The sequence below is a fragment of the Actinoplanes sp. ATCC 53533 genome (assembly GCF_003947245.1).
In genome coordinates this window covers 1-14,690 of the sequence record NZ_QHHV01000019.1, presented here as the reverse complement: position 1 = coordinate 14,690, position 14,690 = coordinate 1, and the positions used below count along the sequence as shown (strand labels likewise).

Here is a 14,690-nt window from a genome sequence, read left to right as displayed (position 1 = left end):
TGGTCGGCTACGGCGAGCGGACGAGCGGCCGGCGGCCCCTGCCCGACTTCCTGATCCTCGGCACCAAGCGCGGCGGCACCACCTCGCTCTGGCGGTACCTGATCCGGCATCCGCTCGTGCCGCGCCTCTTCCCGGCCTGGAACACCAAGACCTCGCACTACTTCGAGGACAACTTCAGCCGCGGCGAGGCCTGGTACCGCTCGCATTTCCCGACCTCGCGCCGGCGGGCCGCGCTGGCCCGCAAGCACGGTGGGCCGGCCAAAGTGGGCGAGGCGGCGCCGCTGTACATGTACCACCCGCTGGCCGCCGAGCGGGTCGCCGCGCTGATCCCCGGGGTCCGGATGATCGTGCTGCTGCGGGATCCGGTGGAGCGGGCCTACTCGCACTGGAAGGAACGGCGCACCGAGGGGGTGGAGCCGCTCAGCTTCGCCGAGGCGCTGGCCGCCGAGCCGGCCCGGATCGCGGGCGAGAGGCAACGGCTGATCGCGGAGCCGGGCTCGGTCAGCACGGCCTTCGACTGGTATTCGTACCTCGCGCGCGGCCGCTACCTGGAGCACCTCGAGCCGTGGCTGTCCCGTTTCGACCGCGGCCAGTTCCACTTCCTGGCCAGCGAGACGTTCTACCGGGCGCCGGCCGAGTCGTACGCCCGGATTCTGGACTTCATCGGCCTTCCGCCGTTCGACCTCGGCTCCTACGACGTCCACAACGGCCGCCCGAGCGAGGGAATGGATCCGGCCGTCCGCGCCATGCTGGCGGACTACTACCGCCCGCACAACGCGGCGCTGGCCGACCGGTTGGGCCAGCCCTTTGACTGGTAGCCGGTCAGCGTGGCGGGTTCAGCCGCGCGTCGAGAATGCGCAGCAGGGCGGGGTGCAGCTTCGGGTTCCAGCCGGCACCGTCGGCGGACAGCTCAAAGGTGCGCAGCCACAACTCGATCAGGTATGCCTCGGCGACGAACCGCTGCACCGCCGGTGCCAGGCCCAGCGCCGGGCCGTGGGTGGCCAGTGCGGCGTCGACGGCCGCCGCGCACCCGGCGGCGGGACGGCCCCGGGTGGAGAGCGCGGTCTGGAACGCCTGGTGGGCCAGGTCGAAGCCGACCGGCACGCCGGACCCACTGTTTTCCCAGTCCCACAGGAACAACTCGCCGCGTCGCCGGGCCATGTTCCACGGCACCCAGTCGCCGTGCCAGTCGCCGAACTCGACCAGGAGCCCGCCGTCGCGCGCCTCGAGGGCGTCGATCGCCGGCGCGATCGCCGGGGCCGAGCGCCGGCGCCACGCGGCGAGGAAATCGCCCTGGGCGACGGGCCGTGGCGGCTCCGGGGGTCCACCGCGCCGGGCGACGGCCAGCATCGCGGCGAGCCGGGGCAGGTCGGGGTGGCGCAGCCGGCGGACGTCGCCGGGCATCGGCTCGACGACGGCGACCTCACGGTCGTGCCAGCGGGTGTGCAGCAGCAGCCGGGGTGTGACCGGCAGGTCGCCGCCCGGCGGCGGGAGCCCGGCCAGGGCGGCAGCCTCGGCGCGGACCATCGCCCGGGTGCCGTCGTTCCAGCCGACTTTCGCGTAGCCGCGCGGGCGGCCGGCGTCGTCGAAAAGCTGCAGGGTGGGCTTGTGGTGCGGGTCCGGCGGCCGGATGCCGATGGCCGCGTGCAGCCGGGGCCGGCCGAGCAGCCCGGCCAACTGGTCCCAGAGCAGTTCGACGCCGTTCGGCGCGGACACCGAGAGGACCGGCGCCCGGGTCAGCCCGAGCGCGCCGGCGCGGGCGAGCAGCCCGAGCGCGGCCCGGGAGGCGCGCACCTTGGGCGGGCGCAGCGCGTTGTAGGCCAGCATCGACGCCGCTGTGACCCGGCGCGGGCCGAGCGGGAGCAGGAAACGGGCCCGGTCCAGGCTCGGCACGACCGCGTAGCTTGCCGCCGCGCCCGGCTCGGCGCCGATCGTCAGCCGCAGCCGCGGATCGTCGAAGACCGCGCGGGTCACCCAGCCGAGGCCGTCGATGCGGTCACGCGGGTCGGTGGCGACGAGCGACTCGGAATACACGCATCGACAATAGTGGCTGTCATCCTTTTTTCCGATATTGCACGAACCCGATGGGAGGGTCTGTGAAGTTGTCCATCACCAGGCTGCTGGTGTCGCTCGCCGTGCTGGGACCGGTCATCACGCTGTGCGCCGTTCCGGCGCAGGCGGCGGTCGTGCCGGTGCCCACCGCGGCGACGATCACGTCGGCCAACCCGGTCGACTACACGCCGCAGGTGCAGAACGGCAGCGTCCGCGCCTTCGCCCAGATCGGTGACACGATCTACGCGGGCGGCTCGTTCACGGGCGTCAAGCCCGCGGGCGCGAGTGCCTGGACACCGGCGGGCAACCTGGTCGCCTACGACGCGACCACCGGCGCGCTCAGGACCGGATTCACGCCGGTCTTCGACAACGCCGTGCAGGCGCTCGCGGTCAACCCCGACGGCAAGCTGATCGTCGGCGGCAACTTCACCAAGGTGAACGGCGTGGTCCGCAAGAACCTCGTCGCGATCGACCCGGGTACCGGCGCCACGATCACCACCTGGGTGGGTCAGGCCGACGGCGGTGTCGTGCGCCGCACCGTGGTGCAGGGCAACCACCTGTATCTGGCCGGGGCGTTTCACTATGTCAACGGCACCGCGCACAGCCTGCTCGCCCGGCTCGATGCCCGCACCGGCGCGATCGACGCCACGTTCCAGGTCGACGCGAGCGTCGCGCGGGCGACCCCGAACTCGACCGAGTTGGTGTGGGCGATCGCCGTCTCGCCGGACGGCCGGACGCTGATGGCGGTCGGCAACTTCACCAAGGTCAACGCGCTGGCCCGCAACCAGGTCGTCATGATCGACGTCAGCGGGACCCCGGCCGTGGCGAACTGGACCACCGACCGGTATGTGGCGGCCTGCCTGAGCAGTGCGTTCCCGTTCTACGCGCGGGACGTCGACTTCTCCGACGACGGCTCGTACTTCGTGATCGGCGCGGACGGCGGCGACGGCGACGCGTACTGCGACGCCATCGCGCGGTTCGAGACGGCCGACCGGGGCGCGGTCGGGGCGACCTGGGTGAACTTCACCGGTCGGGACTCCGTCACGTCGATCGAGGCGACCGACGGCCTGGTGTACGTGGCGGGCCACTTCCGCTGGCTGAACAACGCCAACGGCGGTGACAGCAAGGGCGCCGGCGGCGTCGACCGGTACGGTTTCGGCGCCCTGAACGCGAGCAACGGCATGCCGCAGGCATGGAATCCGACCCGCTCGCCCGGCGACAGCCTGCCGGCCGGCGGCGTCGCCTGGGGCGCGATCGTCTGGGAGCTTTGGAAGGGCAGCAACGGCCTGTACGCCGGCTTCGACTCGGACGGCGTGGCCGGCGAGTACCACGGGCGCCAGGCGATGTTCCCGACCACCGGCGGGCGCACGATCGCCGTGCAGGACGCACCGACGGCCACCACCGGCTACTTGTACCTGGGTGCCGGCGACGGCAAGCTGACCAAGGTGCCGTTCGATGGCACCACGATCGGCGCGCCGGGGTCCACCGCACAGGCCCAGTTCACCTCCGGCAAGGCCGCCTTCTCGGTGTCCGGCAACCTGCTCTGGGCCAAGGGCACCGTGCTCGACATCTCCGGCTTCGGCGCCGGCACGGTGCGGGCGCCGGCGGTCGCCAGCGGCTTCAACTCGTGGTTCGACGCGAGCACGATGACCGGGGCGTTCTATCTCAACGGCCGGATGTACTACACCCTCACGGGCAGCAACTCGCTCTACTACCGCTACCTGACCACCGACGGTTGGATCATCGGCTGCACCGCCTTCACGCTTGCGACCACCGGCATCACCTGGAGCACGGTGCGTGGCATGGCATGGGTCAACGGCAAGCTCGTCTACGGCTCAACCGACGGCAAGCTCCGCGCGGTGCCCTTCGCACCGGCCGCGGCCACCGCGGTCGCCGGCGCCTCGGCCACCGTGATCACCGCCGGCACCACGGCGGCGACCTGGTCACAACCGACACTCTTCTTCGCCACCTCGTAAGCTTCTTCGCCACCTCGTGAGCTTCTTCGCCACCTCGTGAGCGAGGCTCCCCGTGCCGGCGACCCGAGTCGCCGGCACGGGTGACGACCGACACATACGATACGAGCCTGTTCCGTATCGCCGATGATCGGTCTACGGTCGGCGATAGATACGGAACAGTTCCGTATCGGAAGCCGCGCAGAATCTCAGGAGTGGCGCATACCCATGGACGTTCCTGCCACAGAGAACACCGGACATCCCCGGCGCTGGGCCATTCTCGGCGTACTCGTCATCAGCCTGCTCGTCGTCGTGCTGGACAACACGGTCCTGAACGTCGCCATGCGCACCCTCGCCGACCCCGTACACGGGCTCGGCGCGACCCAGAGCCAGCTCGAGTGGGCCATCAACTCGTACACCCTGGTCTTCGCCGGGCTGCTCTTCACCGCCGGCATCCTGGCCGACCGGCTCGGCCGCCGGATCACCCTGACCGTCGGCCTCGCGCTCTTCGGCGTCGCGTCGCTCATCTCGGCGTACGCGCAGACCGCCGACCAGCTCATCTGGGCCCGCGCGCTGATGGGCCTCGGCGCCGCCGCGATCATGCCGTCGACGCTGTCGATCATCGCCAACGTCTTCGACCCGCGGGAGCGCGGCCGGGCGATCGGCGTCTGGGCCGGCGCCGTCGGCCTCGGCGTCGCGATCGGCCCGATCGTCGGCGGCCTGCTGCTCGAGCACTTCTGGTGGGGCTCGGTCTTCCTGATCAACGTGCCCGTCGTCATCGCCGGTGTGGTGCTGGTCAGCGTGCTGGTCCCGGAGTCGCGCGACCCGAAGCCGGGCCGCATCGACGTCGTCGGCGTGCTGCTCTCGATCGTCGGGCTCACCCTGCTCACCTACGGCGTCATCGAGGGCGGCGAGAACGGCTTCGGCCAGCCGCAGTCGTGGGGCACGCTGGTCGCCTCGGTCGCGGTGCTGACCGCCTTCCTGCTGTACGAGCGCCGCATCGAGTTCCCGTCCCTGGACGTCAAGCTCTTCTCCATCCCGCAGTTCTCCGCCTCGGTCGGCGCGATCGGCCTGGTCTTCTTCGCGGCCATGGGCTCGATGTTCTTCGGCGCCTTCTACCTGCAGCTGGTCCGCGGCTACGGCCCGCTGGCCTCGGGCGCGCTGTTCGTCCCGTTCGCCGTGGCCCAGATGGCCTTCGCGCCGCGCAGCGCCGCGATGGTCAAGCGGTTCGGCCCGAAGCTGGTCAGCACCGTGGGCCTGCTCCTGGTGTCGACCGCCCTGGCCGGCTGGCTGTTCATCGGCGCGACCACGCCGATCTGGGTCGTCGGGGCGCTGTTCTTCCTGATGGGCGTCGGCATGGCCAACGTGATGCCGCCCGCGACCGAGGCGATCATGTCGGTGCTGCCCCGGGAGAAGGCCGGCGTCGGCTCGGCGGTCAGCAACACCATCCGGCAGATCGGCGGCGCGCTGGGCGTGGCCGCGCTGGGTGCGATCGTCTCCTCGGTGTACCGCGACAACGTCACGACGGCCACGGCCGGCCTGCCGGACGCCGTCCGCGAGGTCGCCAGGGAGTCCATCTCCGGCGCGTACGGGGTGGCGGGCCAGGCCGGGCCGGGCGGCGCGGCGCTGCTGGAGTCGGCCAACGCCGCCTTCATCACCGCGATGCACTACGCGGCGATCGGCAGCACGGTCTTCGCCCTGCTCGGGGCGCTGGTGGCGGCGATCTGGCTGCCGGGCAAGCGCCCGGCCGCGGCACCCACTCCCTCCACCGCCGAAGGGCTCGCGGAGGAACAGGGCGTCGAGCTGGTCGACGCGTCATGACGGGGGCAGGTGGCTACGGCATGAAGGCTCGGTAACAATGGAGCACATGACGATGGTCAGCGTGCAGGAACCGGCCGACCAGGACCGCAAGGCTCCTGGTCGGCCGCGCAACGCGCAGGCCGACCTGGACATCATCCAGGCGGTTTTCGACCTGCTCAGCTCCGGGCTGAGCGCCACCGCGCTCTCCATCGAGGCGGTGGCGGCCAAGGCCGGGGTGGGCAAGGCGACGATCTACCGGCGCTGGCCCAACAAGGAGGCGCTGCTGGTCGACGCGATCGCCACGATGAAGGGCCCGCTGCCGGAGCTGGTGGGCGAGTCGGTCCGCGACGACCTCGTCATGCTCGTCTCCGCCATGCGCAACAAGCGCATGGAGCGCTACGGCAAGGTCACCGCCTGCCTGCTGCCGGAGATGGCGAAGAGCCCGGAGCTGCGGCGGATCCACCAGAGCGTCGTCGAGCCGCGGCGCGAGGTGACGCGCGGGGTGCTGCGCCGGGGCATCGAGAGCGGTGAGCTGCGCGCCGACCTGGACGTGGAGCTCACCCTGCTGATGCTCTCCGGCCCCATCTTCGCGCAGAACGTCCTGCAGTGGAGTCCGCTGGCCGCCGACGACACCTTCGCCGAGGCCCTGGTCGACGCCGTGCTGCGCGGCGCCGCCACGTGAGCGTCTCGTTCGCCGATGTCCTTGACGCCGCCGCCCGGCTCCGGGGTGTCGCCCATCGCACCCCGGTGCTGCGCTCGCGCACCCTGGACCGGCTGGCCGGCGCCGAGGTGCACCTCAAGGCCGAGAATTTCCAGCGGATCGGCGCCTTCAAGTTCCGCGGCGCCTACCACGCCGTCTCCCGGCTGGCCCCGGAGCAGCGGGCCAAGGGCATCGCGGCGTATTCCTCCGGCAACCACGCGCAGGCCGTCGCCCTGGCCGCCCGGGAGTTCGGCACCGTCGCGGTCATCCTGATGCCCGCGGACACCCCGGCGTCCAAGCAGGCGGCGGCCGCCGGGTACGGCGCCGAGATCGTCACCTACGACCGCTACACCGGCGACCGGGTCGCCCTCGGTGCCGCGCTGGCGGCCGAGCGGGGCCTGACGCTGATCCCGCCGTACGAGCACCCGCACGTGATCGCCGGTCAGGGCACCGCCGCGCTGGAGCTGCTCGACCGGGCCGGTGAGCTGGACGCGCTGCTGGCCCCGGTCGGCGGCGGCGGGCTGATGGCCGGCAGCGCCACCGCGGCCAAGGGGCTGCACCCGGCGATCCGGACGATCGGCGTCGAGCCCACGGCCGGCGACGACACCCGGCGGTCCCTGGCGGCGGGGGAGCGGATCGCCATCCCGGTGCCCCGCACCATCGCCGACGGCCAGGCCGCCGACATCCCCGGCGAGCTGACCTTCTCGATCAACCGCCGGCTGCTCGACGAGGTCGTCCTGGTCGGCGACGACGAGATCCGCGACGCGATGCGGTTCGCCTTCGAACGGCTGCGGATCGTCCTGGAGCCCAGCGGCGCGACCGGCCTCGCGGCGCTGCTCGCCGGGCGGGTCCGGCCGCTGCCCCGCCGGGTCGGTGTGATCCTCTCCGGCGGCAACATCGACGCCGAGCGCTTCGCGGAGCTCGTCACCACCGGTAATACTGTCGGGTAACCGCCGAGACCCTGGTCAGCCGGGACCGTCTTCTCCATGGTTACGACGTGGAGGATTCGATGACAATTACCTTCGACCGCGACCATGCCCAGCGCAGTGCCCTCGTGCTGCGTGACGAGCGGCTGCAGCTCACGCCTGCGGTCCCGCCCGGCCGCGGCTGGGCGCCCGCGCACCTCGAGGTAGCCGACCTCTGTGCCGCGGAATGCGCCGACATCGGCACTGTGCTCAAGCGGCTGACCACCGCGCAGCAGATCTTCGACGGCCTGCCACCGCCGACCGACAACCGGGTCGCCGCCTTCAATTCGCTGTATTTCACCATCACCGACCGGGTGGCCCAGTCGCTGCGCGGCAGCGGGGTGCGCGACAAGGAGTTCCTGGAGCTGCTCGACGTCGAGTTCGCCAAGCGCTACTTCCGCGCCCTGCGGCTGTGGGGCGACGACGACGCAGCCACCCCGGACGCCTGGGAGGTGCTGTTCCGCCGGGCCCAGGACCACGGCGTGAGCAAGCTGGCCGCGGCCATGCTCGGCGTCAACGCGCACATCAACCACGACCTGGCGCTGGCCCTGGTCAGCACGTGGGAGCAGCTCGGCCCGCCGGACGGCGACGAGACCCACCCCGACTACCTGCTGATCAACAAGATCTTCTTCGAGGAGATCCCGGGGCTGCGGCGGCGCTACTCGACGCCGCTGCAGCTGCGGATCGACGGCCTGGTCGGCACCCTGGACGACTGGAGCCAGCGGGTGCTGGTGTCGGTGACCCGGGCGCACGCCTGGGAGCAGGCCGAGCGGCTGTGGGCGCTGCGCGACGACCCCGACGACCTGGACCGGGCCCTGCTGGTGATGGACCGGGCCTCGGCCTACATCGGCGAGCTGCTGCTGCTCGGCGACGACGTCGTCAACCGCGGCGGCAGGCTGCTGCGGGGAGCGCTGCGCCGGGACGGTAAGGACGTCACCGGCCGCTGACCACCCGGTCCCGTCCGGCGCGCTTGGCGACGTAGAGATGCTCGTCGGCGCGCCGGACGACCGTGTGCGCGTCGTCGCCCGGGCGCACGGAGGTCAGGCCCACGCTGGTGGTCACCCGCAGACCGGGGGCGACGGCCTGCCAGTCGTAGCCGGCGACGGCCGTCCGGATCGCCTCGCAGGCCTCGGCCGCGGTCGCCAGGTCCATCTCCAGCACCAGGATGAACTCCTCGCCCCCGTGCCGGCCCGCATGCCCGGCCAGACCGCGCAGGATATCCGCCACCCGGCACAGCACGACGTCGCCGACCGCGTGCGTGAAGGTGTCGTTGACCAGCTTGAAGTGGTCCAGGTCGAGCAGCGCGACGCAGGCCGGGCGGTCGGTGCCCAGCACGGTGGCCAGCTGCGCGTCGGAGCGCCGCCGGTTCCACAGGCCGGTGAGCGCGTCCCGCTCGGCCAGCTCCCGGAACAGCTCGGTGTTGCGGTGCGCCTCGTCGACGGCGAACTGCGCGTGCGCGACCCGTGCCACGACCTCGCTCTGCTCGCTCCGGCGAACGGTCCAGGCCTCGTGGAAGTCGACCATCTCCCGGTACGCGGCCTGAAAGTCGCCCAGCTCGGCGTGGCAGCCGGCCAGCATCCGCAGCGCCAGCGCGTCGACGTCCGGCAGCCGGTCCCGGGCGGCGATCTCCCGGCACGCCTGCAGGGTCCGCATCGCGGTGCCGACGTCACCGTCCCGGCGCTGGATGTCGGCCAGGGTGATCAGCGCGGCCGGGATCGCGTCCGAGTCGGTCGACGCGGCGTCCGCGATGGCCCGCTCGATCACGAGGGTGGCCTCCCGCGGGTGGCCGGTCTCCAGCAGGATCCGGGCGACGGTGTCGGCACAGGAGGCGTTGAGCGCCTCCCCGGTCCGGTCGCTGTGCGCCCGCATCCGCGCCACCAGCGCCGAAGCGGACTCCAGATCCCCGCCGGCATACGAGCACCAGGCCCAGTTGTTCAGGTTGGCCAGGATCAGCGCGGGCATCCCGCAGGCGTCCGCGAGCTGCTGCGCGGCCTCGAACTCCCCGTGCGAGATGCCGCCGATACGCTGGTCGTTGACCTGCAGCGCGAGAATGATCGCGTGGTCCACCCGCAGGGCGAGCGGATCGCCGTCGACAAGCATCCGGTTCGCCGGGTAGGCGTGCCGCACCGCCTCGGCGTTGTCACCCACCCGCCACAGGCCACCGGCGATCACGGCATGGGCGTGCGCGAGGACGACCCGGTCATCGCTGCTCTCCAGCATGTCCCGGGCCTGCCGGACCCCGTCGGCGACCCGCCCACCACGATTGTCCAGCTCGGCGAGCACCAGCCGGCCCAGGTCGGCGTGCCGGCTGTCCCCATCGGCGGTCGCGGCCGCGACGAGCTCACGCGCCCGCCCGGCCAGCCCGTCGTGGCGCACGTAGACGTCCACGATCAGTCCTTCGATCGTGGCTTCGGCGACTCCGGGGCGTACCTGCACGCCCCGGCCTATCGGCTCATCCCGGCGACTTCTGAGCGGTGCCCGCGGAGATCCGGCGGCTTCCGTGCCCGGATGAACAACGGCCTGCCCGGGCCGGGCGATGGCCGCTCGGCGCGGCGGTCCAGCGGGAAGCCGTCGCGATGCCGGCTGTGATCGTCAGCGGTCCGGCCGGATTCGACAGCGCTCACTACAACGACCCTAGTCCGGCCGCCGCCGCTGAGGAACCGGCCGGGTGCCTTGTATTGCGCTGACCTGGTCCGGCGACCCTGCGGAGGTGTCCCGCCGGGTGTGCCCGACCGGCGGGGTCGCGCGGTCTGATCGGGAGTCGGCGAGCGCCCCGCCTCGCTGACGTCGGGGTGTGGTCTTGCCCCGCGTGATCTCGACGGCGATGACAGCTACCGTCGGCGGCTGCGGCGGGGTCGCCGGAGCTGCCTGAGGTCCCCCGTCCGGTTCCATCGAGTGGCGAAGGCGGTCGCCCAGTTGTACAGGGCCTGCCGTGCGGGTCGCGGCGGGCTGTCGGCTATCAGTTTGACTCAGCCGGAGCAGTGGTAGGACGTTGGTAGGCCGCCGAACCGTCGACAAGTACGGGTGACCCGACAAGTCTTCACCTGGCGCCGTCTGAGCACGGGTAGTAGGCGGCTGCGCACCTGACTGAAGCCCTCCGGACGGCGGCCCGTCTCGCAGTCCGGCCTAACTGGCTCTGGTATATAGGAGACTCCTGAGACGAGGGGGTCCGGTGACGGGGCGTAGTGATTGGTGGGCCGACGATCCCATCCGGTCGGACTCGGACGAGACCCTCGGACGGGGGCCGTTTGTCAAGCAGGTCACCGCGATCCTTGACAGGATCGGCAGCAGGCCGAGCAGTACGGTGATTGCCCTGGTCGGCCCTTGGGGCAGCGGCAAGACCAGCACCGCGAATCTGATCATCAACGGGCTCGACGGGGCTGTTTGGGCCGGCACAGCTCGCCTCCAGCCGTGGGCCCTCGGCAACGCGGACACCATTGTCGACGAACTGCTCACTGAGGTCGCCCGTGCCCTGCCCCCGGGCAGCAAGGCCGGTCAAGCTCTGCGCAGGCTCAAAGAGCATGCGCGCACCTATGCGGCACCTGCGCTCGGCCTGCTGCCGGGCATCGGGCCGCTCGCGGAGAAGGTGGCTGAGCGCGGGCTGGCATCCAACGACGACAGCCTGCAGGCTCGGCTCGATCAAGTCGCCATGGATCTCGGGGAGCTCGGGCGGCCGATCTTGGTCTTCGTGGACGACGTCGACCGGCTCCAGCCGGACGAGCTGCTGACCCTCTTCCGAGCGATCAGGGTGGTGGGCCGACTGCCTCATGTCCACTATTTGGTCGCCTACGACCAGCGCACCGTGATCGACCTGCTGAAGGCAACGCCGGTCGCGGCCGACCGGGAGGACCGCGCCCTCGCTTTCCTGGAGAAGGTGGTCACCCTGCCGATCGACCAACCGGCCATCCGCGAGACTCAGTCCACGGACCTCTTCAACGACGGTCTCGCCGCTCTGTTCCACGATCTCGGCATCACCCTGACCGAGGAGCAACGCCAGCGACTCGGCGTCGAGTGGGAGGAGCTTCTGGCCGTCGATCTCGCCGAGCCGCGTGGTATCCGGCGACTCCTGGCGCAGTTGCGGATCCACCTGCCACTCGCAGGGGCGGACGACGTCGACCCGGCCGACTTCGTGGTGATGACCCACCTCCGGCTCGCCTATCCACGGCTCTACCAGGCGTTGCGCGGGGAACGCCGATGGCTCGCCGGCGGTACCCGGGCCGAGGAGCAGCTGAAGCGCTGGCGGGAGGCGCCGGGATTGACGAGCCTGGCGGTTCCGGCGGACCGCTGTGAGCCTGTCATGGCTACCTTGCGGCGGATCTTCCCCGTTCTCGGCGCCGGCCCCGATGTCGGGCCACGTCACCAGGGGGTCGACAATCCGGACTACACCGTCCGCTACTTCACGTTCGTATCAGTGGACGACGAGCCGAGCGATGCGGAACTGATCGCATGGGCCGACGGCCGGTTCATGGCGACCGTGTTGCGCCCGGACGGCGACGACCGCCGGTCGACTGGCCGCAGCGCAGCGATTCTGCGGCGCTTGGCCGACCTGGCCCCGCAGTTCGACCCCGCACAGGGTGAGGCGCTGCTGAGGGAGGTGGTGCCGTGCCTGCCGCTGCCGTCAGGGCCGGACCATCTTCTGGGCGGGCCGGATTTCGCAGTGACCCATCTGCTGGTCGTGCTGCTCGATCGAGTGGACGCCGCGGTGTTCGGCATTGCTCTCCGGACCGTGACGGCCAGAGGGATCGCCGCTCTGGCCGCCTTCGTCGCGGCGGTACCGCCGGGAAGCAGGTTCGCATCCGAGGCCGGTGACGGTGCCTGGTCGTTCTTCCTGTGGAACGTCGGCCTCGGCGACACCGCTCCGTCTGGGCCGGCAGACATCCTTGTCAGCCAGATCGACCGGTTGCTCGGAACCGAGGAACTGAACCGGCGGCTGGCCGCGGCCGTCGACGATGGCACTGATCTGGGCGCGCTCGCCGCCCGGCTGGTCGGCTCGGGCGGCACCACCGGGGACCTCTCCGGCTTCGATGCGGAAGCCCTGATCGAGCGGCTCGGTCAGGCCCGGGTGACTACCCATTTACCCGATCCCGGATCCGTCCCGTCCATTGACCGGACGTCCTGGTGGGGTGAGCGCCGCTTCCACGCACTTGTGGAACTGGCCGCGGCACTGTCCCGGATCAGGGAGACCCCGGCGACCGTGCCACGGCCGTTCACAACCCACCGGGTAGACGTCCTCCGTCCACCGAACGGCGAGACGCCGGACCTCAAGCTCACCGTCGCCGCGCTGATACCGGCCGGTGACAGCATTCCGGCCGACACCGAGAGGGCCGCGGGAAGCATCGGTGAGGAACGGGAAACTCTCATCCTCGGTCGGCTGGACGACTGCGATCTCACTCGGTGGCTCGGACGCGCGCACGTGCCACGCTGGCCGCTGCAATTCGGCGGCTGGAAGATCACCGATCCCGGTGATGGCACCCGCTACACGGAACTCAGCGCGCGGTTGTCCACCACGAGCGGCACCGCACGCGGATGGCGGCAGGAGACACCCGTCCTCGCCGGTGTGCACATCCGCACCGGCGAGGACTTTCTCGTCGGCCACTACGGCATCGGACTGTGGCAGACCGAACTCGACGTGAGCCGCAACCCTGCCGACCGCCGCCACAACACGCGTCCGCTCCCGGCCGCGCTGACCCTGCCGGAACTGCGTGCCGTGTTGGAGGTATCCCTGTCCACCGCGGTCGACGTGTCCGGCGCCCTATACCGAAGTCTGCTCCGGCACACGGGGACCGCCCCGGACGTGGCCGTTCACATCGCCGTTGAGTGCGGCAACGGCCTGGACAGCGTGGTCGATCTCACCGCGGTGAACCGCATCGGCCAGGGCAGGGGGTCCACTCACCACACCGGCGACTTCCTGTTCCGGGCTCGTCACGACGTCGTGGCGACGGCGGCCCGCGAATGGACAAGTAGGTTCGTCGACGAGTGGCTGATGCGATCCGGCTATCGCGGCTACCAGGACGTTCTCCAATGGATCGACTAGACCCATTGGTGGGCCGGCGAGACGGTGCGCTCGGCGGAGTGGCACGGTGCGCATATCAGTTCAGCAGATTGTGTTAGGAGCCTTATTCTCCTCCTTGCTGGACTGTCGAAATACGTGGAGCAACTCAGCACCCATCTCCATGAGCACTAATGCAACGCGCCCACCAACTTCATCCTTGCGGCCTGGGCAGCCAAGAGACCTCTGAACCACTTCCCGCTTCTCCGCCCGGCTGGGCGAGCAGCCAGAGATCCTGGAGGTCGCGGACCCGTAGTCGGCAGCGAGGACGCGTCGCCGGGAGGCGCGGCGCTCAGGTCACTCTTCGGTGAGCGGTACCGGGGTCCTGACAGCCCGTACGAACTGGCCCCGGATCCGCACCGCTCCACCATCGCCACGCGGCGATCGTCACCGAGCGCGGGTAGCCACCTCGTTGTTTGCCGAGTCGTTGCAGGTCGGCAGTCACCCGGTCGATGATCGGGTTGCCGGGTTCGAGAAGCTTCTCGCAAATGCCGAGCTGGCGGGTCAGCAGGCCGGCGGCGTCAACCGGTCGTCCCAAGCGCTCGAAAGCTGAAGCGAGCACGTCCAACACCCGCATCACCTGGGCGTTGTCGGGGCCGTAGGTCCGGTCATACTCGGCCAGAACTTGGTCGAGAATATCGATTGCCGCGCCGGGTCGTCCGTCGTCGAGATTCAGCTGCGCGAGGCAGACTCTCGTGTGTAACGTGAAAGGATGGGTTGACCCTAGTTCGCTGACCATCTGGGCTGTGGTGCGATCGAGCAGGCTCAGCGCGTCGTCGCGGCGGCCGAGGCTCCAGTACGTTTCGGCGAGTACCGAGTCGGTGAAAAGCCGCTGAAAGCGGGGCTGATTCGGGTTTCGGTCGAGGGCCGCAGCAAGGATCTCCAAGAGGGCCGCGGCGTCATGATGCCGCCCAGCAGCGGCGTATGCCATACAGAGGCTCCGCCACGAGTACGGCGTCCCGCGATGCGTCTCGCCGAGCACGCGAAGATATTCGCCGAGATTGTGCTCGTGTAACGCCACCGCAGTGGAGGCCCGATCGGGAAGCCCATAGTCATTGGACGACTCGAGATAGTTGTTCGCCAGGATGTTGCGGGCGTTCAGAGTCTCCGGGTGTGTGTCGCCCAGGTGTTCTTCGCGCCATGTCACGACCTTGGTGTTCAGCGCGATGGCC

10 protein-coding genes are annotated in these 14,690 nt (G+C 70.6%); 7 read left to right on the top strand and 3 right to left on the bottom strand.

The window, feature by feature from the left end; translation table 11 throughout:
* On the top strand, positions 1 to 818 hold an 818-nt coding region (locus DMB66_RS07575), incomplete at its 5' end, for a sulfotransferase domain-containing protein (protein WP_125803309.1).
* Positions 819 to 822: 4 nt separating this feature from the next.
* Here the strand turns inward: DMB66_RS07575 and DMB66_RS07570 are convergent.
* The gene (locus tag DMB66_RS07570; protein WP_125803308.1) at positions 823 to 2,034 is read right to left on the bottom strand and encodes a hypothetical protein; all 1,212 of its coding nucleotides are present in this window, start codon (positions 2,032 to 2,034) and stop codon (positions 823 to 825) included.
* 62 nt (positions 2,035 to 2,096) lie between these two features.
* On the opposite strand from DMB66_RS07570, the gene DMB66_RS07565 reads away from it, so the two are divergent.
* The 5 genes from DMB66_RS07565 to DMB66_RS07545 all read left to right on the top strand — a co-directional run bounded on the left by DMB66_RS07565 (position 2,097) and on the right by DMB66_RS07545 (position 8,416).
* A complete protein-coding gene (locus tag DMB66_RS07565) occupies positions 2,097 to 4,028 on the top strand; it encodes a delta-60 repeat domain-containing protein (protein WP_233624370.1) in 1,932 nt (643 codons plus the stop codon).
* A gap of 204 nt (positions 4,029 to 4,232) precedes the next feature.
* Positions 4,233 to 5,825, top strand: a complete 1,593-nt coding sequence (locus tag DMB66_RS07560) for an MFS transporter (protein ID WP_125803306.1) — start codon at positions 4,233 to 4,235, stop codon at positions 5,823 to 5,825.
* Positions 5,826 to 5,871: 46 nt separating this feature from the next.
* A complete protein-coding gene (locus tag DMB66_RS07555; RefSeq protein WP_370318342.1) occupies positions 5,872 to 6,486 on the top strand; it encodes a TetR/AcrR family transcriptional regulator in 615 nt (204 codons plus the stop codon).
* Positions 6,483 to 7,454, top strand: a complete 972-nt coding sequence (locus DMB66_RS07550) for a pyridoxal-phosphate dependent enzyme (RefSeq protein WP_125803304.1) — start codon at positions 6,483 to 6,485, stop codon at positions 7,452 to 7,454. The genes DMB66_RS07555 and DMB66_RS07550 overlap by 4 nt, the downstream gene beginning before the upstream one ends.
* Positions 7,455 to 7,513: 59 nt before the next feature.
* Positions 7,514 to 8,416 carry a DUF5995 family protein gene (locus DMB66_RS07545; protein ID WP_125803303.1) on the top strand — a complete coding sequence of 301 codons (903 nt, stop codon included), beginning with the start codon at positions 7,514 to 7,516 and terminating at the stop codon, positions 8,414 to 8,416.
* Here DMB66_RS07545 and DMB66_RS07540 read toward each other — a convergent pair.
* A complete protein-coding gene (locus DMB66_RS07540; RefSeq protein WP_148112722.1) occupies positions 8,403 to 9,857 on the bottom strand; it encodes a GGDEF domain-containing protein in 1,455 nt (484 codons plus the stop codon). The two genes, DMB66_RS07545 and DMB66_RS07540, sit on opposite strands and share 14 nt — an antisense overlap.
* Positions 9,858 to 10,641: 784 nt before the next feature.
* On the opposite strand from DMB66_RS07540, the gene DMB66_RS07535 reads away from it, so the two are divergent.
* The gene (locus tag DMB66_RS07535; RefSeq protein ID WP_158647163.1) at positions 10,642 to 13,503 is read left to right on the top strand and encodes a P-loop NTPase fold protein; all 2,862 of its coding nucleotides are present in this window, start codon (positions 10,642 to 10,644) and stop codon (positions 13,501 to 13,503) included.
* Positions 13,504 to 13,810: 307 nt separating this feature from the next.
* Here the strand turns inward: DMB66_RS07535 and DMB66_RS07530 are convergent.
* On the bottom strand, positions 13,811 to 14,690 hold an 880-nt coding region (locus DMB66_RS07530; protein WP_148112721.1), incomplete at its 5' end, for a tetratricopeptide repeat protein.

Coding starts and splice junctions, on each gene's coding strand:
- DMB66_RS07555 (WP_370318342.1), top strand. CDS start 5,872: ATGACGATGGTCAGCGTGCAGGAACCGGCCGACCAGGACCGCAAGGCT.
- DMB66_RS07545 (WP_125803303.1), top strand. CDS start 7,514: ATGACAATTACCTTCGACCGCGACCATGCCCAGCGCAGTGCCCTCGTG.
- DMB66_RS07560 (WP_125803306.1), top strand. CDS start 4,233: ATGGACGTTCCTGCCACAGAGAACACCGGACATCCCCGGCGCTGGGCC.